This window comes from Rubrivivax soli (genome assembly GCF_049810355.1).
Taxonomy (GTDB): Bacteria; Pseudomonadota; Gammaproteobacteria; order Burkholderiales; family Burkholderiaceae_C; genus Rubrivivax.
This window is the reverse complement of the sequence record NZ_CP187368.1, coordinates 985291-1007707: the sequence shown is the minus strand read 5'-3', so window position 1 is coordinate 1007707 and position 22417 is coordinate 985291. Positions and strand designations below refer to the sequence as shown.

Annotated in this window: 21 protein-coding genes and 1 tRNA gene; 13 read left to right on the top strand and 9 right to left on the bottom strand. The window is 72.0% G+C overall.

What is annotated here, in order from left to right:
- The first annotated feature begins 60 nt into the window (after positions 1 to 60).
- Both ACPOLB_RS04410 and ACPOLB_RS04405 read left to right on the top strand, forming a co-directional pair.
- Complete coding sequence (locus ACPOLB_RS04410) at positions 61 to 1317, top strand: MFS transporter (protein ID WP_425260090.1); 1257 nt, start codon at positions 61 to 63, stop codon at positions 1315 to 1317.
- Positions 1314 to 2210, top strand: a complete 897-nt coding sequence (locus tag ACPOLB_RS04405; RefSeq protein ID WP_425260089.1) for a GNAT family N-acetyltransferase — start codon at positions 1314 to 1316, stop codon at positions 2208 to 2210. The genes ACPOLB_RS04410 and ACPOLB_RS04405 overlap by 4 nt, the downstream gene beginning before the upstream one ends.
- A gap of 33 nt (positions 2211 to 2243) precedes the next feature.
- Here ACPOLB_RS04405 and ACPOLB_RS04400 read toward each other — a convergent pair whose 3' ends face one another.
- From ACPOLB_RS04400 to ACPOLB_RS04380, 5 genes are all read right to left on the bottom strand, one after another.
- Complete coding sequence (locus tag ACPOLB_RS04400; RefSeq protein ID WP_425261871.1) at positions 2244 to 3104, bottom strand: sugar phosphate isomerase/epimerase family protein; 861 nt, start codon at positions 3102 to 3104, stop codon at positions 2244 to 2246.
- An 11-nt stretch (positions 3105 to 3115) separates the two neighbouring features.
- Positions 3116 to 4288 carry a dihydrodipicolinate synthase family protein gene (locus ACPOLB_RS04395; protein ID WP_425260088.1) on the bottom strand — a complete coding sequence of 391 codons (1173 nt, stop codon included), beginning with the start codon at positions 4286 to 4288 and terminating at the stop codon, positions 3116 to 3118.
- Positions 4288 to 5451 (bottom strand): Gfo/Idh/MocA family protein, encoded by a 1164-nt coding sequence (locus ACPOLB_RS04390; RefSeq protein WP_425260087.1) that lies wholly within the window; start codon positions 5449 to 5451, stop codon positions 4288 to 4290. The genes ACPOLB_RS04395 and ACPOLB_RS04390 overlap by 1 nt, the downstream gene beginning before the upstream one ends.
- Before the next feature lie 37 nt (positions 5452 to 5488).
- Positions 5489 to 6472, bottom strand: coding sequence for a tripartite tricarboxylate transporter substrate binding protein (locus ACPOLB_RS04385; RefSeq protein WP_425260086.1), 984 nt, complete (start codon positions 6470 to 6472; stop codon positions 5489 to 5491).
- Between the two features lie 150 nt (positions 6473 to 6622).
- Complete coding sequence (locus ACPOLB_RS04380; protein ID WP_425260084.1) at positions 6623 to 7276, bottom strand: TetR/AcrR family transcriptional regulator; 654 nt, start codon at positions 7274 to 7276, stop codon at positions 6623 to 6625.
- Between the two features lie 58 nt (positions 7277 to 7334).
- On the opposite strand from ACPOLB_RS04380, the gene ACPOLB_RS04375 reads away from it, so the two are divergent.
- Positions 7335 to 9044: a thiamine pyrophosphate-binding protein gene (locus ACPOLB_RS04375; RefSeq protein ID WP_425260083.1), complete on the top strand. Its 1710-nt coding sequence runs from the start codon at positions 7335 to 7337 to the stop codon at positions 9042 to 9044.
- A 22-nt stretch (positions 9045 to 9066) separates the two neighbouring features.
- On the opposite strand, the gene ACPOLB_RS04370 is transcribed toward ACPOLB_RS04375, so the two are convergent.
- Positions 9067 to 9981 carry an EamA family transporter gene (locus ACPOLB_RS04370; protein WP_425260081.1) on the bottom strand — a complete coding sequence of 305 codons (915 nt, stop codon included), beginning with the start codon at positions 9979 to 9981 and terminating at the stop codon, positions 9067 to 9069.
- Positions 9982 to 10071: 90 nt separating this feature from the next.
- Here ACPOLB_RS04370 and ACPOLB_RS04365 point away from each other — a divergent pair, with 90 nt between their 5' ends.
- The 3 genes from ACPOLB_RS04365 (at position 10072) to ACPOLB_RS04355 (ending at position 11177) form a co-directional block, all read left to right on the top strand.
- Positions 10072 to 10539 carry an Lrp/AsnC family transcriptional regulator gene (locus tag ACPOLB_RS04365; RefSeq protein WP_425260080.1) on the top strand — a complete coding sequence of 156 codons (468 nt, stop codon included), beginning with the start codon at positions 10072 to 10074 and terminating at the stop codon, positions 10537 to 10539.
- On the top strand, positions 10536 to 11072 hold the full coding sequence (locus tag ACPOLB_RS04360) for a hypothetical protein (protein WP_425260079.1): 537 nt from the start codon (positions 10536 to 10538) through the stop codon (positions 11070 to 11072). The genes ACPOLB_RS04365 and ACPOLB_RS04360 overlap by 4 nt, the downstream gene beginning before the upstream one ends.
- A gap of 28 nt (positions 11073 to 11100) precedes the next feature.
- Positions 11101 to 11177: transfer RNA gene (locus tag ACPOLB_RS04355), tRNA-Pro, on the top strand.
- Between the two features lie 32 nt (positions 11178 to 11209).
- Here ACPOLB_RS04355 and ACPOLB_RS04350 read toward each other — a convergent pair.
- From ACPOLB_RS04350 to ACPOLB_RS04340, 3 genes are all read right to left on the bottom strand, one after another.
- Entirely contained in the window at positions 11210 to 12133 is a 924-nt protein-coding gene (locus ACPOLB_RS04350) for an alpha/beta hydrolase (protein WP_425260078.1), read from the bottom strand.
- A gap of 99 nt (positions 12134 to 12232) precedes the next feature.
- Positions 12233 to 14266, bottom strand: coding sequence for an ATP-dependent helicase (locus ACPOLB_RS04345; RefSeq protein ID WP_425260077.1), 2034 nt, complete (start codon positions 14264 to 14266; stop codon positions 12233 to 12235).
- 52 nt (positions 14267 to 14318) lie between these two features.
- The gene (locus tag ACPOLB_RS04340) at positions 14319 to 14852 is read right to left on the bottom strand and encodes a hypothetical protein (protein ID WP_425260076.1); all 534 of its coding nucleotides are present in this window, start codon (positions 14850 to 14852) and stop codon (positions 14319 to 14321) included.
- 195 nt (positions 14853 to 15047) lie between these two features.
- On the opposite strand from ACPOLB_RS04340, the gene atzF reads away from it, so the two are divergent.
- Genes atzF through ACPOLB_RS04305 form a run of 7 tightly spaced genes read left to right on the top strand, consistent with a single transcriptional unit; the run spans position 15048 to position 22343 of the window.
- Complete coding sequence (gene atzF / locus ACPOLB_RS04335; protein ID WP_425260075.1) at positions 15048 to 16805, top strand: allophanate hydrolase; 1758 nt, start codon at positions 15048 to 15050, stop codon at positions 16803 to 16805.
- Positions 16806 to 16822: 17 nt separating this feature from the next.
- Positions 16823 to 18436 carry an ABC transporter substrate-binding protein gene (locus ACPOLB_RS04330; RefSeq protein ID WP_425260074.1) on the top strand — a complete coding sequence of 538 codons (1614 nt, stop codon included), beginning with the start codon at positions 16823 to 16825 and terminating at the stop codon, positions 18434 to 18436.
- 15 nt (positions 18437 to 18451) lie between these two features.
- The gene (locus ACPOLB_RS04325) at positions 18452 to 18661 is read left to right on the top strand and encodes a DUF4089 domain-containing protein (RefSeq protein ID WP_425260073.1); all 210 of its coding nucleotides are present in this window, start codon (positions 18452 to 18454) and stop codon (positions 18659 to 18661) included.
- The gene (locus ACPOLB_RS04320; protein WP_425260072.1) at positions 18658 to 20058 is read left to right on the top strand and encodes an AtzE family amidohydrolase; all 1401 of its coding nucleotides are present in this window, start codon (positions 18658 to 18660) and stop codon (positions 20056 to 20058) included. Before ACPOLB_RS04325 ends, ACPOLB_RS04320 begins: the two co-directional genes overlap by 4 nt.
- 19 nt (positions 20059 to 20077) lie before the next feature.
- Positions 20078 to 20452 (top strand): oxalurate catabolism protein HpxZ, encoded by a 375-nt coding sequence (gene hpxZ, locus ACPOLB_RS04315; protein WP_425260071.1) that lies wholly within the window; start codon positions 20078 to 20080, stop codon positions 20450 to 20452.
- A 5-nt stretch (positions 20453 to 20457) separates the two neighbouring features.
- On the top strand, positions 20458 to 21480 hold the full coding sequence (locus ACPOLB_RS04310) for an ABC transporter permease (RefSeq protein WP_425260070.1): 1023 nt from the start codon (positions 20458 to 20460) through the stop codon (positions 21478 to 21480).
- Positions 21480 to 22343 carry an ABC transporter permease gene (locus ACPOLB_RS04305; protein ID WP_425260069.1) on the top strand — a complete coding sequence of 288 codons (864 nt, stop codon included), beginning with the start codon at positions 21480 to 21482 and terminating at the stop codon, positions 22341 to 22343. Before ACPOLB_RS04310 ends, ACPOLB_RS04305 begins: the two co-directional genes overlap by 1 nt.
- The last annotated feature ends 74 nt before the right edge of the window (positions 22344 to 22417 follow it).

Below are 22417 nucleotides of genomic sequence, written 5' to 3'. Positions count from 1 at the left end.
TCGACAGAGCTTGGCGATGTATCGTAACTCCGCCGTGCCGCCGGCGGCGAAAATGGCGCCATGACGACGCTGACGGCCCCTGTCCCGCCCACCCCGCCCGCCCCGCTGCGCGAAGACGCCACCGTGATCGGGCTGGTCGGCCTGGCGCACAGCATCAGCCACTTCAGCCAGCTGCTGCTGGCGCCGCTGTTTCCGTGGCTGAAGGACGAGTTCGCGGTCAGCTACGCGCAGCTGGGTTTCCTGCTGACGATCTTCTTCGTGGTCTCGTGTGTCGTGCAGGCGCTGTCGGGCTTCTGGGTCGACCGCCACGGCCCGCGCCCGGTGCTGTACGCGGGCCTGGCGCTGCTGGGGGCGGCGGCGCTGGGCTTCGCCGCCAGCACCAGCTACACGATGCTGGCGTTGTTCTCGGTGGTGGCGGGCATCGGCAACGGCGTCTTCCATCCCGTGGACTACACGCTGCTGAACCGCAAGATCGGCAAGGCGCGGCTGGGCCATGCCTACAGCGTGCACGGCATCACCGGCAGCCTGGGCTGGGCGCTGGCGCCGGCGATGCTTGTGCCGCTGACGCTGGCGTTCTCGTGGCGCGTGGCGCTGGTGTGCGCCGCCGCGCTGGCGTTCGCGGTGCTGCTGGTGCTGCTGTGGCAGCACGCCCGGCTGACGGTGGCACCGGCCGCCCCTGCGGCGGCGAAGGCGCAGGCTGCCAGCCAAGGTGCCGGCGCAGGCAGCCTGGACTTCCTGAAGGTCCCGGCCGTGTGGATGTGCTTCGGCTTCTTCTTCTTCTACGCCGGCGTGCTCAGCATCATCCAGAGCTTCGCACCCGAAGCCGCGCGGCAGCTGCACGGCGTGCCGGCGCACCTGGCGGCGGTGTGCATCAGCATCTACATGGTCTGCAGCGCCAGCGGCATGGTGCTGGGCGGCTTCCTCGCGGCCAACGCCGAGCGCTGCGAACGTGTCGTGGCGGTGGGTTTCGGCATTGCGGCGGTGCTGGCGCTCGGCGTGGCGCTGCTGCCGCTGCCGGCGCTGGCGGTGCCGGTGCTGTTCGGCGTGATCGGCTTCGCCTCGGGCATCGCCGGGCCCTCGCGCGACCTGCTGGTCAAGCGCTCGACGCCCGAGAACGCCAGCGGCCGGGTCTATGGCGTGGTCTACGCGGGCCTGGACATCGGGCAGGCCGTGGTGCCGCTGTTCATCGGCCGGCTGATGGACCTGGGCCAGTTCAGCGCTGTGTGGCTGGCGCTGGCGTTGCTGCAGGGCGTGCTGATCGCCAGCGCGTTCAACGTCGGCCGGGTGCGCCGGCCGGTCCCGGCGGTGGCGGCGTGACGGCGCGGCTGCGCCTGCTGGCGCCGGCCGAGTGGCCGGCCTGGGGCGGCTTCGTCGCGCAGCACAATCGGCGCGCCGACGGCCGGGTGCGCTGCCTGCACAGCGAGCAGGGCGACAATGCCGACAGCCACGCCGCCGAGCTGCGCCGGCTGGCCGCCGACGCCGCGGTGTTCGCCGTGGCCGAGGCGGACGACGGCTCCCCGCTGGGCTGGATCGGCGCCGAGATCGACGCCGCCGCGGGCCGCGCCTGGCTGCGCGGGCCGCTGGCGGCGGTGCCCGGCGGCGATCTGCCGGCGGCCTTGATCGGCCACCTGCTGCAGGCCACGCCGGCGCTGCGCCGCTTCGACGCGTTCCCGCAGGTGGACGAAGCCGCGCTGGTGCAGCCCTGCCTGCAGGCCGGCTTCACCACGCGGGCCACCTTCCACGTGATGCGCGCGGACACTGCGCCCGATCTGGCCGCGCAAGCCGCCCACCAGGCCATCGGCGCGCTGCAGGCCGACGCCCCGGTGCTGCCCGACCTGCTGGCGCTGCACGACCGGCTGTTTCCCGCCACCTACCTGCGCGGCGACGCGCTGCCGGCGAGCCTGGACGCCGACCACCGGCTGTACGCCGCCGTGCAGGACGGCCGCCTCGGCGGCTACGTCTACGTGCAGCACCGCCGCGACGACAACGAGGGCTACGTCGACTACCTCGGCGTGGCCGAGCACACGCGCGGCCAGGGCCTGGGGCGCGCACTGCTGCTGCACGCTTTGCAGTGGTCGCTGGGGGAACGCGGGCTGCCTTGCGTGCACCTCACGGTGCGCAGCGACAGCGCGCCGGCGCTGGGCCTGTACCGCTCGGCGGGTTTCCGCGAAGTGGCGGCCGGCCTGCAGCTGTGTCTGGAGCGGCCTTGATGCGCCGGGCGCGCCTGGCTTGCTGACAGCCCGTCAGACTGCGCTGCGGTGCCGCGCGATGCAGGTGTCGAGCACGGCGCCGCCGTCGCGCTGCCACCAGTCCTGCGTCGAGAAGATCTCGACCTCGCTGAAGCCGGCATAGCCCGCGCCCTCGACCCAGCCGCGGATGCGCGGGATGTCGATGACCCCGTCGCCCATCATGCCGCGGTCGTTCAGCAGGTCGCGCGTGGGCGTCAGCCAGTCGCACACGTGGAAGGCCAGCAGCCGTTCGCGCCCGGCACGGGCGATCTGCTGCTGCAGCTTCGGGTCCCACCACACGTGGTAGACGTCCACCGCCACGCCGAGCGCGCCGCTGCGTGCGGGGTCGAGCGCGTCGCAGACGTCCAGCGCCTGCTCCAGCGTGTTGATGCAGGCGCGGTCGGCGGCGTACATCGGGTGCAGCGGCTCGATGGCCAGCGGCATGCCGCGCTGCCGTGCCTGCTCCAGCAGCGCCGCGATGCCGTCGTGCACCCCGGCCCGCGCGGCGGCGATGTCCTTGTGCTGCGCGCGGCCGGCCAGCGCGCCGGGCAGCGCGCCCACCACCAGCACCAGGCAGGGCGCACCCAGTGCGCAGGCTTCGTCGAGCGCACGCAGGTTCTGCTCGGCGGCGTCGGCATCGGTGAACATGCCGCCGCGGCAGTAGCCCGACAGCGCGATGCCGTGCGCGCGCAGCGTGCGCGCCGTGGCCTGCAGGCCGGCGGCGGCGACCTGGTCGCGCCACGGCGCGACGGCGCGGATGCCGCGCGCGGCGCAGGCGTCCAGGATCTGCAGCAGCGGCCAGTCCTGCCCGCGCTGCCGGCGCACCGTGGCGGTGTTGATCGACAGCCAGCGGTGGTCGCCCGAGAAGTCGCGCATCCCTGCGCCCATCAGCCGGGGATCCCGTGCAGCGCCAGCAGCGTGCGCATGCGCGCTGCGGCCAGGTCGGGCTGCTCCAGCAGCCCGGCCGCGTCGGCCAGCCGGAACAGCTCGGCGAAGTGCGGCAGCGAGCGGGTGCTCTGCTGGCCGCCGACCATGACGAAGTGGTCCTGGTGCCCGTTCAGCCAGGCCATGAACACCACGCCCGTCTTGTAGAAGCGCGTCGGCGCCTGGAAGATGTGGCGCGACAGCGGCACCGTGGGCGCGAGGATGGCGTGGAAGCGCGCCGTGTCGCCGGCGGCCAGCGCCGCCAGCGCCGCGCTGGCCGCCGGCGCGATGGCGTCGAAGATGCCCAGCAGCGCGTCGCTGTGGCGCTGCCCGTCGCCGGCGATCAGCTCGGCGTAGTTGAAGTCGTCGCCGGTGTACATGCGCACGCCGGCCGGCAGCCGGGCGCGCATGCGGATCTCCTTGTCCTTGTCGAGCAGCGAGATCTTGATGCCGTCCACCTGCGAGGCATGGGCCGCGATGATGCCCAGCGCCGTGTCCATCGCGGCGTCGGTGTCCGCGCTGCCCCAGTAGCCGGCCAGCGCGGGGTCGAACATGTCGCCCAGCCAGTGCAGCACCACCGGCTGCCGCGCCTGGCGCAGCACGCGGCTGTAGACACGTTCGTAGTCGGCCGGGCCCGTGGCCACGCGCGCCAGCGCACGGCTGGCCATCACGATGAGCTTGCCGCCGAGCTTCTCGATGGCCTCCATCTGCGTCTCGTAGGCGCGGATCACGTCGCCGACCGAGCGTGCGTCGTCGGGTGCCAGGTGGTCGGTGCCGCAGCCGCTGGCCAGCAGCGCGCCGGGCATGTCCTTCGCGGCGTCGATCGAGCGCGCGATCAGCGCCAGCGAGGTCGGCCAGTCCAGCCCCATGCCGCGCTGCGCGGTGTCCATCGCCTCGGCCACGCCCAGGCCCAGCGACCACAGCCGGCGCCGGTAGGCGATGGTGGCGTCCCAGTCCACCGCGCTCTGCAGCCAGGGGTCGATGGCCGCGCGGGCGTCGGCCACCACGTGCGCGGCCGAGTACGCGATGCGGTTCAGCGCCGCACCCGGTGCGGCCGGCGTGAACGCGCCCGGGCCGCGCAGCGTGTACGGCACGAGGCGGCCATCGGCCTGGGGCAGGGTGATCTGCAGTGCCATCAGAGCTCCAGTGCCGGCACGTCGACCCAGCGCCGCTCGGCGGAACTCTGCAGCGCGGCTTCCACCAGCTGCACGCCCTTGGCGCCTTCGGGCAGCGTCCAGCGGTAGGGGGCGTCTTCGACGACGTGGCGGATGAAGGCCTCCCACTGGATCTTGAAGCCGTTGTCGTAGACCTGCGTGTCGGGCACCTCCTGCCACTGCTCGAAGAAGTTCATGGACTGCGGCACGTCGGGGTTCCACACCGGGCGCGGCGTGGTGACGCGGCTCTGCGCGCGGCAGCTCTGCAGACCGGCCACGGCCGAGCCGTGCGTGCCGTCGACGTGGAAGGTGACCAGGTCGTCGCGGCGCACGCGCGTGGCCCAGCTCATCGTCATCTGCGCCACCACGGGCTCGCCGTTGTGGCCCTTCAGCTGCGCCGTGGCGTAGGCCGCGTCGTCGGCGGTGCACGTGTAGGGCTGGCCGGCTTCGTCCCAGCGGCGGTCGATGTGCGTGGCGCCCAGGCAGGTGATGGACTGCACCTCGCCGAACAGGTTGTCCAGCACGTAGCGCCAGTGGCACATCATGTCCAGGATCATGCCGCCGCCGTCCTCGGCCCGGTAGTTCCAGCTCGGGCGCTGGATCGGCTGCAGGTCGCCTTCGAAGACCCAGTAGCCGAAGTCGATGCGCACGTTGAGCATGCGGCCGAAGAAGCCGGCGCGGCGCAGCATGTCGAGCTTGCGCAGCCCGGGCAGGAACAGCTTGTCCTGCACCGCGCCGTGTTTCAGGCCCGAGGCCTGCGCCACGCGGCACAGTTCCACCGCCTCGTTCAGGTTGGTGGCGATCGGCTTCTCGCAGTACACGTGCTTGCCCGCGCGCAGCGCCTGCGCCAGCAGCGTGGGCCGCATCTGCGTGGTGCCGGCGTCGAAGAACACGGTGTCCGACGGGTCGGCCAGCGCCGCGTCGAGGTTGGTGCCCCAGCGGGTGACGCCGTGCGTGCGGGCCAGCGCCTCGATCTTCTCGGCATTGCGGCCGATCAGGATCGGGTCGGGCAGCACGCGGTCGCCGTTGGCGAGCTGCACGCCGCCCTGGTGGCGGATCGCGACGATGGAGCGGATCAGGTGCTGGTTCATGCCCATGCGTCCGGTGACGCCGTGCATGATCAGACCCAGGGTCTTGGTGGCCATGGGGTGCTCGAGAGAAGGGGGAAGAGGCGGCGGGCGCTCAGGGCTTGGGCGCCAGGCCCGCGGCCTGCACCAGCTTCGCGTTGCTCGCGATCTCGGTCTTGATGTAGGCGTCGAACTGCTCGGGCGTGAGCGTCCAGGCATCGGCGCCCAGCTTGGCGAAACGCTCCTTCACCTCGGGGTCGGCGAGCGCCTTCACCACCTCGGCCTGCAGGCGGTTGACGATGTCGCGCGGCGTCTTGGCCGGCGCCATCATGCCGATCCAGAAGTTGAACTCCGAGCCCGGCACGCCGGCCTCCGCCGTGGTCGGCACGTCGGGCAGGGCCGAGGCGCGCATCGGCGAGCCCACGGCGAGTGCGAGCAGCTGGCCGCCCTTGATCTGGCCGATCACGGGGGCGATGGGCGAGAAGTAGTAGTCCACGCGGCCCGAGATCACTTCCGTCACGGCCTCGGCCGAGCCCTTGAACGGGATGTTCGTGGCCTCGATCTTCGCGGCCATCTTGAACTTCTCGGCGTTCAGGTGCGTGGCGCTGCCCTGGCCGGCGGACGCGAAGTTCATCGTGCCCGGCTTTGCGCGGGCCGCGGCCAGCAGCTCGCCCAGGGTCTTGATGCCCTTGCCGGGCGCCATCACCAGCACGTTGGGCGTGGAGCTGATCGGCGTGATGCCTGCGAAGTCGGCGACGGTGTCGAACGGCAGCTTGGCGAAGGTCGACGGGCTCACCGTGTGCGACGACGAGTGGACCAGGATGGTGTAGCCGTCGGGCGCGGCACCGGCCACCAGCTGCTGGCCGATGGTGCCGCTGGCGCCGGCCTTGTTCTCCACCACGAGCTGCTGGCCGAGGCTGGTGCTCATCTTGTCGCTGATGGCGCGGGCGATGATGTCCGTGGTGCTGCCGGCGGCGAAGGGCACGATGACGCGGATCGGCTTGGTCGGGTAGCCGGCCTGCGCGGCGGCGGCCAGCGGCAGCAGCGCCAGCGTGGCGGCCAGGAAGCTGCGGCGCAGCGTGCGGGTGGTGGGGGCCATGGTGTGTCTCCTAAATCACCGTTTGGTGAATAAAGACGATTCTAGGAGCCTGCGATGGCGCGCGGCAATGCGGCAAACCTAGGGCTAACCCGGTGCGGTCGGTATGTTGTGGGTCTTCAATTCACCAGAAGGTGAATCGTCGCGGCGCCCTCAGTCGCGGAGCACGTAGCCCAGCACGACGTCGCAGATGTGCGAGAGGCGCTCGCTGCGCGCCTTCGCCGACATCAGGTTGCGGCCGAAGATGGCCGACAGCGTGTGCTTGTTCGAGAGGTAGAAGTACGACAGCCCGGCGATCGAGATGTACAGCTGCAGCGGGTCCACGCCGCCGCGGAAGTCGCCGCTGGCGCGGCCGCGTTCCAGCACCTCGGCCAGCGTCTGGATCAGCGGCGAGTTCATCGGCTGCACGTTGGTCGACAGCTCCAGGTGGCGGCCGCCGTGCAGGTTCTCGCTGTTCAGCAGCGTCAGGAACTCGGGGTGCGCGAGATAGTAGTTCCAGGTGAACTCGGTCAGCTTGCGGATCGCGTCGGCCGGCGCTAGGTCGGCCAGGTGCAGCTGGCGTTCGGCGTCGCGGATCTGGCGGTAGGCCTCTTCGAGCACGGCGACGAAGAGGCTGTCCTTGTTGTCGAAGTAGTAGTAGATGAGCCGCTTGTTGACGCCTGCGCGTTCGGCGATGCGGTCCACGCGCGCGCCGCCCAGGCCGTGCGCGGCGAACTCGTCGCGCGCGGCCAGCAGGATGGCCTGCTGCGAGCGGTCGGCGTCGCGCGAGCGGGGTTCGGGCGGGGTGGGGGCGGCGGCGCGGGGCAAGGGTGGGCAGTGGCGGTGCGGCTGCGGCGATGCTAGCGCGCCCCGCTACAGTGCAGGCATGAGCACTCCACCGCTGCCCCGCCGGCCCGCCGGCCACGCCCTCGTCGAAGCGCTGGTCGCGCAGGGCGTCGACACCTGTTTCGGCGTGCCCGGCGAGAGCTACCTCGCCGTGCTCGACGGCTTCCACGAGCACCGCGACAAGATCCGCTTCATCGCCTGCCGCCAGGAAGGCGGCGCCACCTTCATGGCCGAGGCGCAGGGCAAGCTGAGCGGCCGGCCCGGCATCTGCTTCGTCACGCGCGGGCCGGGCGCCACCAACGCCAGCATCGGCCTGCACACGGCCTTCCAGGACAGCACGCCGATGGTGCTGTTCATCGGCCAGGTGGCCAGCGACCAGCGCGACCGCGAGGCCTTCCAGGAGGTCGACTACCGCCAGATGTTCGGACCCGGCACGCTGGGCATGGCCAAGTGGGTGGGCGAGATCCACGACGCGGCGCGCGTGCCCGAGTACGTCTCGCGGGCCTTCCACACCGCGCTGCAGGGCCGCCCCGGCCCGGTGGTGCTGGTGCTTCCCGAGGACATGCTGACGACGCTGACCGACGCACCGGTGCTGCCGCGCGCCGAGCCCGCGCAGGCCTGGCCGGCGCCGGGAGCGCTGCGCGACCTGCGCACGATGCTGCTGGCGGCCGAGCGGCCGTTCGTCATCGCCGGCGGCGGCGGCTGGGACGCCGAGGCCTGCCGCGCGCTGCAGCGCTTCGCCGAGAACTGGCAGCTGCCGGTGGGCAACGCCTTCCGCTTCCAGGACACCTTCGACAACCGCCACCCGCTGTACGCGGGCGACGTGGGCATCGGCATCAACCCGAAGCTCGCCGCGCGCATCCGCGAGGCCGATCTCGTCATCGCCTTGGGCGTGCGCCTGGGCGAGATGACCACCAGCGGCTACACGCTGCTGCAGCCGCCGCGGCCGCGGCAACAGCTGGTGCACATCCACGCCGGCCCCGAGGAACTGGGCCGCGTCTACGCCGCCGACCTGCTGCTGCAGAGCTCGATGGCCTGTGCCGCGAAGGCGCTGGAGACGCTGGCTGCACCGACCAGCGTGCCATGGGCCGCCCACGCTGCCGCGGCCAACGCCGACTTCGTTGCCAACCAGGTGGCGCCGGCGGTGGCGCCGATGGACATGGCGGTGCTGATCCGCCTGCTGGGGCAACTGCTGCCCGAGCACACGATTTACACCAACGGCGCCGGCAACTTCAGCGGCTGGCTGCACCGCTACCACCGCTACCCCGGCCTGCAGCACGCGGGCCGCACGCAGCTGGCCTGCACCAACGGCGCGATGGGCTACGGCCTGCCGGCGGCCGTGGCGGCCGCGTTGCTGCAACCGCAGCGCTGGGTGGTGAACCTGGCCGGCGACGGCGACTTCCTGATGACGGGCCAGGAGCTCGCCACCGCCACCGGCTACGGCGCAAAGCAGCTGCTGAGCATCGTGGTCGACAACGGCACCTACGGCACGATCCGCATGCACCAGGAGCGCGAGTACCCGGGGCGCGTCAGCGGCAGCGACCTCTACAACCCCGACTTCGCGGCGCTGGCGCGGGCCTACGGCTGGAACGCCGAGAGCGCCACGCAGACAGCCGAGCTGGAGCCGGCGCTGCGGCGCCTGATCGACGCCGGCCGGCCGGGCCTGCTGCACCTGAAGCTCGACGCCGACGTCAGCACCTCGCGCACGACGCTGGCGGCCATCCGCGCCGCGGCCGAAGGAAGGCGCTGAGCCGCTGGGGCCAGGCGCCGCCTCAGCGCCGCGCCGCCAGCAGCAGCACCACGCCGCCGGTGATCACGCCGGCGGCCAGCACTTCCTGGCCGCTGACGACCTCGCCGCCCAGCGCCACGCCCAGCACCATGCCGATCACCGGGTTCACGAAGCTGTAGCTCGACGCCAGCCCGGCGCTGGTGCGCTCCAGCAGCAGCATGTAGGCCGAGAAGCCGATCAGCGAACCCGCCACCACCAGATAGAACCAGCAGGCCACGGCGCGCGCATCGGGCGGAAAGCTCGGCGTCTCGCCCACGGCCCACGACATGCCCAGCAGCAGCAGCCCGCCGGCCAGCATCTGGCTGGCATAGCCCGCCGCACCCGGCGCCAGCGCCAGCCGCAGCCCGCCGGGCAGGCCGTGCTTGGCCCACACGCTGCCCAGGCACCAGGTGGCGCAGGCGATGGCCATCGCGATCAGGCCCGAGGCCGACGCGCCGAAACCCTGGCCCTGCGTCAGCAGCACCACGCCCAGCAGGCCCAGCGCGATGCCGGCGCCTTCCAGCTTCGTGGGCCGCTCGCCGTAAGGCCACTGGAAGAGTGCCACCAGCGCCGGCACCACGGCGATGAAGGCCACCACCAGGCCCGAGCTGACGCTGACCTGCGCAAACGCCGTGGCGCCGTAGCCGCCGCCCAGCATCAGCGCGCCCAGGATGGCAGCGCTGAGCCACTGCCCGCGCGTGGGCCAGGCCGCGCCGCGCCACAGCGCCCACGCGCCCAGCAGCACGCCGGCGGCCACGAAGCGCGTGCCCATCTGGAAGAAGGGCGGGAAGCTCACCAGCGCCCACTTGATGGCCAGGTAGGTCGAGCCCCAAACGAACCAGGTGGCGGCCAGGCAGGCCAGGATCAGCGGCGACAGGCGCGCCGCGGTGGTGGTGGGCAGGGGCAGGGTGGCCGACATGGCGGCAATGATAAGAAGGCCGATGGCCCGCTTCCATGGCAATATGCTCGACATGCCGTGCGGCGACTTTGAAACTAACGGTTCAGTGCCATGATCGCCTTGGATTCCTACGACACCCGCATCCTCGCCGAACTGCAGGCCGACGCCCGCATCAGCCTGGCCGAACTGGGCCGGCGCGTGCACCTGAGCCAGCCCGCAGTGGCCGAGCGCGTGCGCAAGCTGGAAGCCGGCGGCGTGATCACCGGCTACCGCGCCACCGTGAACCTGGCGGCACTGGGCTACGGCATCCGCGCGCTGGTGCGCGTGGGCCGCACCGACTACCAGCGCATGCTGAAGATCATCGCCGACACGCCCGAGATCGTGAACGCCTGGAACATCACCGGCGAGACCAGCTGGGAGCTGGAGATCGCGGTCACCGACGTCGCCCATCTCGACGCCGTGGTCTCCGCGCTGTGCCTGTTGGCGGAAACGTCCACGTCCATCATCCTCAAGGCACCGCGCGAGCACCAGGTCATGCTGCCGCCGCGCATCCGCAACGAACAGGACACCCCGGCATGAGGGCCGCCCAACGCCGCGCCGCAGCGACCGACTGGCAGCTGGTGCCGATCGGAGAGGACGCCATCGAGGCCGCCGCCCAGCGGGCCCGGCGGCGCGTGACCAGGCGCGCGCTCTTTGCCGCAGGCGTGGCGATGGTGCCGCTGCCGGGCCTGGACTGGCTGACCGACGTGGGCGTGCTGGTGAAGGTGCTGCCCGAGATCAACGGCGAATTCGGCCTCACGCCCGAGCAGATCGAGCGGCTGGCGCCCGACCGCCGCATCGCCGTGTTCAAGGCCGTCAGCCTGGGCGGCGGCATGCTGGTCGGGCGCATCGTCACGCGCGACCTCGTGCTGACGCTGCTGCGCGTGGTGGGCGTGCGCCTGACCACGCAGCAGGCCGCCAAGTTCGTGCCCATCGCCGGGCAGGCGGTGTCGGCGGCGCTGACGTTCTCGGCGCTGAAGCTGGTGTGCGAGCAGCACATCCGCCAGTGCATCGACATTGCGCGCCAGTTGCAGCCGCCGGCAGCGCAGGCGGTGGTCGACCGCGAGCCCTAGCGACCCCGGCCGCTACAATCCGTCGCTTCGGGGTGTAGCGCAGCCTGGTAGCGCAACTGGTTTGGGACCAGTGGGTCGAAGGTTCGAATCCTTTCACCCCGACCATCATGTCCTGGCGCCGTGGTGCCCTGCGGTGTCTACTGCAGCACGCCCACCGAGCGCAGGAAGTCCTCCACCTGCGACGTGTAGTCGCCCGCCAGGCCCAGCTGCCCGTTGATCTCGCCATGCTTCAGCGGGACGCGCAGCACGCGCACGCGGGCGCCCGCGGCCTGCGCCTTGGCGCTGAACTTGTCGGCCTGCGGGCACGAGTCGCTGCGCTGCGACGAGCACACCAGCAGCATCGGCCGCGGCGTGCCCTGCAGCCGGTGGTAGGGCGAGTTGTCCAGCCACACCTGGCGGTCCTTGCCGAAGACGCGGTCGTAGAAGCGGTAGTGGCGGCGTTCCATGATCTCGACCAGGTCGAACACCGCGCTGTCCAGCGCCACCGTGCCCAGCACGGGCTTCGCGCCGGCGCGCTCGGCAATGCCGGGATCGGCGCTGAGCAGGCTGACCAGGTGCGCGCCCGACGAATGCCCCATCAGCAGCACGCGGGCACCGTCGCCGCCCCAGCCGGCCGCGCGCTGCTGCACGAAGGCCAGCGCGCGCGCCACGTCGTCGGCCTGCTGCAGCGCATTCGGCGAGCGGCGGTCGCGGCGGTAGTTGACCGAGACCACGATCACGCCGCGCGGCAGCCAGCGCGCGACCTTGTTGGTGGCCACGCCGCGGCCGGCCTTGTCGCCCAGCATCCAGGCACCGCCGTGCACCATCAGCACGATGGGCGCGCGCTGCGCGCGCAGCGGGATGAACACGTCCAGCGTCTGCTGTGCGTCCGGGCCGTAGGCCAGGTCACGTTCGGCGCGGATGCCGGCCGGCAGGCTCAGGTCGGCCCGGCCGTCGGCGGACGTGTCGAACTCGTTGTCGTCGCCGGATGCCGGGTTGCGCGCGCAGGCGGTGGTGGCGGCCGCCGCTGCGAGCAGCAAGGCGAGCAGGGCACGTCGGGGCAGGTAATGCAGGAAGCTCATGCGGAAGGGGTTGCGGCGCGGCGGCAGTGGTCGATTCTGAGGCCAGCACGCCGCGTGCCAGATGCTGCCGGAAGGTCAGCGGTTGTCGCCCGCCGCCGTTCAGCGCCAGGTGCCGCGCAAGGCCGCCGCCACGTCCAGCAGCGGCGGGCCGTCGAGGTCGAGCCGGGCATCGGGCCCGGCCTCCGGTGCCACGCACGCGAAGTGCGGCAGCAGGTCGGGCGGAATGAAGCGCGAGCGCGTGGCGTACAGGTGGCGGTCACCCCACTGGCGTTGCTGTGTCACGAAGAAGCGTTGTGGCACCAGCAGGTTCAGGCTGTCTTTCGCGCGGGTCATCGCCACGTAAAGCAGGCGGCGCTCTTCCTCGATCTCGGCGGCGTGGCCGGTGGCCATGTCGGCCGGCATGCAGCCGTCGACGACGTTGAGCACGCTCACCGCGTTCCATTCCTGGCCCTTGGCGGCGTGGATGGTGGACAGGATCAGGTAGTCCTCGTCGCGGTGCGGCGGTCCGGCTTCGTCGCTGCTGGCTTCGGGTGGGTCCAGCGCCAGTTCGGTCAGGAACTGTTCGCGGCTGCCGTGGCCAGCGGCGATCTGCGCCAGCGCGTCGAGGTCGGCGCGGCGCACGCGGGCGTCGTCGTGCAGGCGTTCCAGGTGCGGCTGGTACCAGGTCAGCGCCAGCTGCAGTTCGTCGGGCCAGCGCCGCGTGCCGCCCTGCAGCGCGCACCAGGTGGTGCGCAGCGCCGCCCAGTCCAGCGCGGCCGCCGCGGGCGGCTTCCAGCCACGCAGCGCGGCAGCGGGGTCGTCGCTGGCGGCCATGGCGTCGAGCAGCCGCGTGGCACTGGCCGGGCCCAGGCCGGGCACCAGGCGCACGACGCGGAACCCGGCGAGCCGGCCGCGCGGGTTGTGCGCCCAGCGCAGCAGCGCCAGCAGGTCCTTCACATGGCTGGCCTCCAGGAAACGCAGGCCGCCGAACTTCACGAAGGGGATGTTGCGCCGGGTGAGTTCCAGCTCGAGCGCCGCGCTGTGGTGGCCGGTGCGGAACAGCACCGCCTGGCGCTTCAGCGTCAGGCCCTGTTCACGCTGGCGCAGCACCTCGTCGGCGACCCAGCGCGCCTGCGCCGCGTCGTCGGCCACCGTCACCAGCCGCGGCCGGGCCGACGAGGCGCGGTCGCTCCACAGGGTCTTCGCGAAACGCTCGGGCGCCAGCGCGATGACGGCGTTCGACGCCGCCAGCAGCGGCTGCGTGCTGCGGTAGTTGCGCTCCAGCGTCAGCACGCGCGCAGGTGGCGTGAAGTGGCCGGGAAAGTCGAGCATGTTGCGCAGCTCGGCGGCGCGGAAGGCGTAGATGCTCTGCGCGTCGTCGCCCACCACCGTGAGGCCGCGACCGTCGGGCTGCAGCGCCAGCAGGATGCCGGCCTGCAGGCGGTTGGTGTCCTGGTACTCGTCGACCAGCACGTGCTCGAAGCGCGCCGCCAGCGCGGCCGCCAGCTGCGGCTGCTGCATCAGGTGCCACCACACCAGCAGCAGGTCGTCGTAGTCGAGCAGCTGCTGGCGCTGCTTGTCGGCCGCGTAGGCGTCGAACAGCTGCCGCAGCGCGGCCTCGTGCTGCGCCACCCACGGGTAGGTGGATGGCAGCAATTCCGGAAGCGGCGCCTGGCTGTTGACGGCGCGCGAGTGGATGGCCAGGCAGGTGCCGGCCTGCGGGAAGCGCTGCGCCGTCATGGACAAGCCGAGCGCGTGGCGGGTCATGCCCATCAACTCCTGCGCGTCGGCGCGGTCGAGCACGCTGAACGACGGCGCGAGGCCGATGCGCGGCGCCAGTTCGCGCAGCAGCCGCGCGGCGATGCCGTGGAAGGTGCCGCACCACGGCAGCACCGGCGCGGCCGTGGTGGGCGGCAGCCGCAGGGCCTCGTGGAGCAAGCGGCCGACGCGGCGCCCGAGTTCGGCCGCGGCGCGGCGCGAGAAGGTCATCAGCAGCAGCCGCTGGGGGTCGGCGCCGTCCAGCACCAGCTGCGCCACGCGCGCGGCCAGCGTGAGTGTCTTGCCGGCACCGGCGCCGGCCACCACCAGCAGCGGCCCGCCGCGGTGCAGCGCCGCGGCGCGTTGTTCGGGGTTCAGGTCGGCGAGCGTGGACACGCCCCGGACTGTATAGGCATCCAGCCGCGACCGCGCCGCGCGGCTGCCGGGCTCAGCGTGCGAACGTGTAGCGGTTGCGCAGCTGCACCTGCCCGCCGGCCGCGACCTCGTCCTTCTGCAGCGACAGGCTGCGTGCGCCGAACTCCATCGTGTAGCGGGACAGCGCTCGGTCCTTCGTGGTCTCGACCACGTAGCGGTGCACGCCGGTGGCGTTGTCGCTGGCCACGATGCGGCCGACCAGCGCGGTCTTCTCCACCGCGCCGCTGATCCACAGCAGCGTGCTGCTGGCGAACTCGAAGCGCATGCGCTCGTAGCCGAAGGCGGTCTTGCCCGGGCCGTCGTCGTACATGTAGTGCAGCGCGATCTCGTCGGGCGCCACGGCCGAGACGAACAGCCGCGTCGGCAGCGTCACCATGCGGTCGGGCGCGCCGTAGTCGCGGTAGGTGAGGCTGCCGCGCCACTCGCCCAGCACCGCCGCCAGCGGGGCCTCGGGGCGCGGGTCGTTGGCGGCCCGCGCCGGCAGGCTGGCCAGCAGCGGCAGCAAGGCCGCCCGGCCGATGTGGTGAAGGCTGTCGCGACGCCGCATGCATGTCTCCCTGGTGTGCGTGGTGTGGGGCGCCGGATGTGCGTGCAGCGCCTGCCGCTTCAATGATGTCGCAGCCCGCGGTGGCGGACAAGCGGGCGGGTCGCCTTGGCATGCTTTCTGCTGGGAGCGACTGGTATACCAATCAGTGCACCAATGTCGAACGCCACCGCCTCACCAACGCTCCCGCCTGCCACCGTGGCGGCCTGGCAGGCGCTGCTGCTGCAGGGCGGCGACCCCCTGCCGGCGTTGCAGGCCGCGCGCGACCGTGCCGCGGCGCTGGACGGGCAGGGTGTCTTCATCCACCACTGCAGCGCAGACGACTGGGCGGCGCAGTTGGCCACGCTGGTGCTGCGCCTGGCTGAAGGCCCCGACCGCGCCGCACTGCTCAAGCGCTATCCGCTGCTGGGCGTTCCGTTCGTCGTGAAGGACAACATCGACATCGCCGGCGCACCCACCACGGCTGCGTGCCCGGCCTACGCGCACGTCGCGGCCGCCAGCGCCACCGCGGTGCGCAAGCTGCTGGACGCGGGCGCGCTGTGGCTGGCCAAGGCCAACCTGGACCAGTTCGCCACCGGCCTGGTCGGCACGCGTTCGCCCTACGGCCGGCCCGCCTGCGTGGCCGACGCCACGCGCATCAGCGGCGGCAGCAGCGCGGGCTCGGCCGTTGCGGTGGCGCGCGGCGTCGTGCCGTTCGCGCTGGGCACCGACACCGCCGGTTCCGGCCGCGTGCCGGCCGGCTTCAACGGCCTCGTGGGCCTCAAGCCCACGCCGGGGCGCGTCAGCACCGCGGGGGTGCTGCCGGCTTGCCGCACGCTCGACTGCGTCTCGGTGTTCGCGCACGGCGTGGGCGACGCGGCGGCGGTGCTGTCGGTGATCGAAGGCGCCGACCCCGTGGACGCCTACAGCCGTTTCGAACCCGGCCCGGCCGCGCCGCCGGCGCAGTTGCGCGTCGGCGTGCCGGCAGCGCCGCCGTTCAGCGGCGACGCGGGCTACGCGCCGGCCTGGCAGGCGGCGCTGGAGCAGGCGCGGCTCGACGGCCACCACCTGGTCGAGATCGACTTCGCGCCGCTGCAGGCCGTGGCCGCGCTGCTCTATGACGGCCCCTGGGTCGCCGAGCGCCACGCGGTGGTGCGCACGCTGCTCGCCGACGACCCCGGCGCGCTCGATGCCACCGTGCGCCAGGTCATCGAGAAGGCCCATGCCTTCAGCGCCACCGACACCTTCGTCGCCCAGTACCGGCTGCGTGCCCTGCAGGCGGAACTGGCCGGGCTCTGGCGGCAGGTCGACGTGCTGATGGTGCCCACCGCGCCCGGCCACCCGACCTTCGACGAGGTCGATGCCGACCCCGTCGGCGCCAACGCACGGCTCGGGCTGTACACGAACTTCGTCAACCTGCTCGGCTGGTCGGCGCTGGCCGTGCCGGCAGGCGAGACGGCCGCAGGCCTGCCCTTCGGCGTCACCTTCATCGGTCCCGGCGGGCACGACGTGGTGCTGGCCGAGGTGGGCCGCGCCTGGCTGGGCGAAGGCCCGCTGCCGCGCCGCCCGGCCGTGGCCGCCACGCTGCCGCTGGCGGTGGTGGGAGCGCACCTGTCCGGACTGCCGCTGAACGGCCAGCTCACCGAGCGCGGCGCCGTGCTGCTGGAACGCACGCACACCGCGCCCGAGTACAGGCTGTACGCCTTGCCCGGCACCGTGCCGCCCAAGCCCGGCCTGCAGCGCTGCGCGCCGGGCGAGGGCGGTGCGGCGATCGCGGTGGAAGTGTGGGCCGTGCCGATGCAGGCGGTGGGTTCCTTCCTCGCGCTGATCCCGCCACCGCTGGGCCTGGGCAGCATCGCGCTGGCCGATGGCCGCCACGTGCACGGCTTCCTGTGCGAAGCCCATGCCTTGCGCCAGGCCGAGGACGTCACCGCGTTCGGCGGCTGGCGTGCCTACCTGGCTTCCCGTTCCGCCTGACCACCTCCGGAGTGCCCATGGACCGTCGCCATTTCCTCACCACCACCGCCGCCGCGTCGGCCGCAGCCGCCGCCGCGGTTCCCGCCACTGCACAGGCGCAGGCGCGTCCGAAGGACGTGCTGGTGGTGGCCAACGAGTTCGGCCCGAATTCGCTGGACATCCACACCGTGGGCGCCAACCGCCCGAGCTACGGCGTCTCGTGGCTGGTCTACGACCGGCTGATGACCTACGGCAAGAAGACGCTGCCCGACGGCCGCGTGATGTACGACCTGAACAAGCTCGAACCCGAGCTGGCCGAGAGCTGGAAGATCGCGCCCGACGGCGAGTCGGTCACGTTCAAGCTGCGCAGGAACGCGAAGTTCCACGACGGCACGCCCGTGACCGCGAAGGACGTGAAGTGGAGCTTCGACCGCGCCGTCAGCGTCGGCGGCTTCCCCACCTTCCAGATGGCCGCGGGCTCGCTGGAGAAGCCCGAGCAGTTCGAGGTGGTCGACGACCACACCTTCAAGGTGAAGTTCCTGCGCCGCGACAAGCTGACGATGAACGACCTGGCCGTCGTCGTGCCCTGCGTCTTCAACAGCGAGCTGGTGAAGAAGAACGCCACCGCGGCCGATCCCTGGGGCCTGGCGTGGACGCGCAACAACACCGCCGGCGGCGGCGCCTACAAGGTCGAGGCCTTCCGCCCCGGCCAGGAAGTGATCTACGTGCGCTACGACGACTGGAAGAGCGGCCCGCTGCCGAAGCTGCGCCGCGTGATCCAGCGCGACGTGCCCAACGCCGGCAACCGTCGCGCGCTGCTGCTCAAGGGCGACATCGACATCACCTTCGACCTGCCGCCCAAGGACTTCTCCGAGCTCGCCAAGGAAGGCGGCGCGGTGAAGGTCAGCAGCATGCCGATCGAGAACTCGATGCTGTACCTGGGCATGAACGTGACGAAGCCGCCGTTCAACAACCCGAAGGTGCGGCAGGCCGTGGCCTACGCGCTGCCGTACGACCGCATGTTCGACAACGCGCTGTACGGCCGCGGCATCAAGCTCTACGGCGCGGCGTCGCCCAAGGTCACCACCACGGCGTGGCCGCAGGCCACCGCCTACAAGGCCGACATCGCCCGTGCCAAGGCGCTGCTGGCCGAGGCCGGCATGCCGAACGGCTTCGAGACGACGCTGAGCTTCGACCTCGGCGGTGCCACGGTCGGCGAGCCGATGGCCGTGCTGATCCAGGAGGCGCTGGCGCAGATCGGCATCAAGGCGCAGATCAACAAGATCCCCGGTGCCACCTGGCGCAGCGCGCTGCTGAAGAAGGACATGCCGATGATCGTCAACCGCTTCGGCGGCTGGCTGAACTTCGCCGAGTACTTCTTCTTCTGGTGCTACCACGGCCAGAACGCGGTGTTCAACACGATGAGCTACCAGAACCCGAAGATGGACAAGATCATCGACAACGCGCGCTTCGCCGAGAGCAAGCCGCTGTACGACAGCATGGTGAAGGACATGATCCAGCTCGCCTATGACGAGGTGCCGCGCATCCCGCTGTTCCAGCCGACGATGGACGTCGCGATGCAGAAGGACGTGATGGGCTACCAGTACTGGTTCCATCTGCAGCCCGACTACCGCCAGCTGTTCAAGGCCTGAGCGGGGCGCCGGACCATGGCCCTGACCCCCGAGCAGATCGCCGCCCACGTGGACGCCAGCGCCGCCACGCTGGGCCTGCCGCTCCCCGAGGACCTGCGCCCCGGCGTGCTGCGCTACTTCGGGCTGGCCGCGGGCCTGGCCGACCTGGTGATGCAGCACCCGCTGCTGCCCGAGGACGAAGCGGCGCCGGTGTTCACGCCGGTGGCCGCGGAGCACCAGCCATGACGGCAGTCGCCAACGACCGCAGTGCCAGCGCCACCGCCGCCGCGGTGAACAGCCGCCAGACCAGTGCCGTGGCCGTGGCCGCCGCCGCGCTGGCGCGCGTGGCCTCCACCGACGCGCGTGTCAATGCCTTCACGGCCGTCACGCGCGAACGCGCGCTGGCCGAGGCGCGGGCCGTCGATGCCCGCATTGCCGCCGGCGAGGTGCTGCCGCTGGCCGGCGTGCCGTTCGCGGTAAAGAACCTGTTCGACGTGCAGGGCCTGGTGACGCTCGCGGGCTCGAAGATCGAACGTGACCGGCCGCCCGCCACGGCCGACGCCGTGCTGGTGCAGCGCCTGCAGGCCGCCGGCGCGGTGCTGGTGGGCGCGCTCAACATGGACGAGTACGCCTACGGCTTCACCACCGAGAACAGCCACTACGGCCCCACGCGCAACCCGCACGACCTGGCGCGCATCAGCGGTGGCTCGTCGGGTGGCAGCGCCGCGGCCGTGGCCGCCGGCCAGGTGCCGTTGACGCTGGGCTCGGACACCAACGGCTCGATCCGCGTGCCGGCGTCGCTGTGCGGCGTGTTCGGCCTGAAGCCCACCTACGGCCGGCTGTCGCGCCGCGGCAGCTTTCCGTTCGTCGGCAGCCTGGACCACCTGGGGCCGTTCGCCCGCAGCGTGCGCGATTTGGCGCTGGCGCACGACCTGATGCAGGGCCCGGACGCGCTGGACCCGGCGCAGGCGCCACGCCCGGCCGAGCCCACGCTGCCGACGCTGGAGCTGGGCACGCAGGGCCTGCGCATCGGCATGCTCGGCGGCTGGTTCCAGACAATGGCGCAACCCGAGGCGCTGGCGGCGGCGCAGACCGTGGCCACGGCGCTGGGTGCCGGCGTGCGCGTGGAGTGGCCCGAGGTGGCGCGCGCCCGCGCCGCGGCCTTCCTGATCACCAACGCCGAGAGCTCGGCGCTGCACCTGCCGGACCTGCAGACCCGGCCGCACGACTTCGAGCCGTTGTCGCGCGAGCGCTTCCTGGCCGGGGCGCTGCTGCCAGCGGCCTGGGTGCAGCAGGCGCAGCGGGTGCGGCGCTGGTTCGCGCACCAGGTGGCGCGCAGCTTCGACGACGTGGACGTGCTGATCGCGCCGGCCACGCCGTGCGCCGCGCCGGCCATCGGCACCGAATGGATCGACATCGCCGGCCAGCGCCTGCCCGCGCGCGCCAGCATGGGGCTGCTGACGCAGCCGGTGTCGTGCATCGGCCTGCCGGTGTGCACGGTGCCGGTGTGGGGCGCGCACGCCACGCTGCCGGTGGGCGTGCAGCTGATCGCGGCGCCCTGGCGCGAAGACCTGGTCCTGCGCGTGGCGCAGGCGCTCGAAGCCGCGGGCGTGGTGCGCGCCCCCGTGGCTGCCCTGGACTGACACCGAGAGCCCCATCCGCATGGACATCAACCTGCCCGACGTGCTGGCCGAAGTGACGGCCGCGTTCGCCCGCTACGAAGACGCACTGGTCAACAACCGCGTCGAGGTGCTGGACGAGCTCTTCTGGGCCAGCCCGCACACCGTTCGCTACGGCGTCGGCGAGAACCTGCACGGCATCGAGGCCATCCGCGCCTTCCGCCTGGCGCGGCCCGGCACCGGGCTGGCGCGCACGCTGCACCACACCGTCATCACCACCTACGGCCGCGACTGCGCCACCGCGATGACCGAATTCCAGCGCGAGGGCAGCACGCGCAGCGGCCGCCAGAGCCAGACCTGGGTGCGGCTGCCCGAAGGCTGGCGCGTGGTGGCCGCCCACGTGAGCCTGCTGGGCTGAGCCGCATGCCCGCGACGCTGCGCGTGGTGTTCAAGCGCCTGTTGGCGGCGCTGCCCAACCTGGTGGGCGTGGTCGTCATCACCTTCCTGCTCACGCGCGCCTTGCCCGGCGATCCGGCGGCCTATTTCGCCGGCGGTGCCGCCACGCAGGAAGCGGTGGACCAGGTGCGGCAGCAGCTGGGCCTGGACCTGCCATTGCCGCAGCAGTTCCTGAACTACGTGGGCGCGCTGCTGCGCGGCGACTTCGGCCTGTCCATCACCACCGGCCAGCCGGTGCTGCAGGAACTGCTGGCGCGGCTGCCGGCTTCGCTGGAGATGGTGCTGCTGGCGCTGCTGCTGGCCTGCGCCATCGCACTGCCGCTGGGCGTGATGGCCGCCACCCGGCCGGGCTCGTGGATCGACCAGCTCTGCCGCCTGCTCACCACCGCCGGCGTCTCTCTGCCGACCTTCTTCACCGGCCTGGTGCTGTCGTACGTCTTCTACTTCCTGCTCGGCTGGGCGCCGGCGCCGCTGGGGCGGCTCGACCCGGTGTACTCGCCGCCGCCCATGGTGACCGGCCTGTACCTGGTGGACGCGCTGCTGGTCGGCGACCTGCCGCTGTGGTGGGCCGCGTTCAAGCAGCTGGTGCTGCCCACGGTGACGATGGCGCTGTTCGTGCTGGCGCCCATCGCCCGGATGACGCGGGCGTCGATGCTGCAGGTGCTGAGCTCGGACTTCGTGCGCACCGCGCGCGCCAGCGGCCTGAGCAAGACCACGGTGCAGGTGCGCTACGCGCTGCGCAACGCGCTGCTGCCGGTGGTGACGACGCTGGGCATGGTGTTCGGCTTCATGCTCGGCAGCAGCGTGATCATCGAGAAGGTCTTCGGCTGGCCCGGCGTGGGCAGCTACGCCATCGACGCCCTGACCGCCAGCGACTACGCGCCGGTGCAGGGCTTCGTGCTCGCGATGGGCGTGCTCTTCGTGCTGCTGAACCTGCTGGTGGACGTGCTGTACACGCTGATCGACCCCCGCATCTCGCTGGAGCGCTGATGAACGCCGCGCCGTCCTACGTCCAGCACCTCCAGCACGTGCGCCACGTGCTCAACGAGAACCCGGTGACCAAGCTCGCCGCCGGGTTGTTCGCGCTGTTCGTGCTGCTGGCCCTGGTGGGGCCGTGGATCGTGCCCTACGACCCGTTGGCCAGCAACAGCGCAGTGGCGCTGCAGCCGCCCTCTGCCGCGCACTGGTTCGGCACCGATGCGCTGGGCCGCGACATCTTCTCGCGCACCATCGCCGCCACCCGGCTGGACCTGGGCATCGCCGTCAGCGCGGTGGGCTTGAGCTTCGTGCTGGGCATCGCGCTCGGGCTGGCCGCGGGCTACTTCGGCGGCTGGTGGGACCTGGCCGTCACACGCGTGTCCGACACCATCATGGCCTTCCCGCTGTTCGTGCTGGCGATGGGCATCGTCGCCGCTCTCGGCAACACGGTGGGCAACATCGTGCTGGCCACGGCCATCATCAACCTGCCGTTCTACGTGCGCGTGGCACGCGCCGAAACGAACGTGCGCCGCGAGGCCGGCTTCATCGAGGCCGCGCGCCTGTCGGGCAACGGCGACCTGCGCATCCTGGCGCTGCACCTGTTCCCCAACATCCTGCCGCCGGCGATGGTGCAGGTCAGCCTGAACATGGGCTGGGCGATCCTGAACGCCGCCGGCCTGAGCTTCATCGGCCTGGGCGTGCGCCCGCCCGAGCCCGAGTGGGGCATCCTGGTCGCCGAGGGCGCGCAGTTCATCGTCTCGGGCGAGTGGTGGGTGAGCTTCTTCCCCGGCGCGGTGCTGATGCTGGCGGTGTTCTCGTTCAACCTGCTGGGCGACGCGCTGCGCGACATCTTCGACCCCAGGAAGAGAACATGAGCCCCCACGCTCCCTGCGGTCGCTGCCCCCCGAGGGGGCTCTTGCGACGGACCGGCGAAGCCGGATCCGTGCAA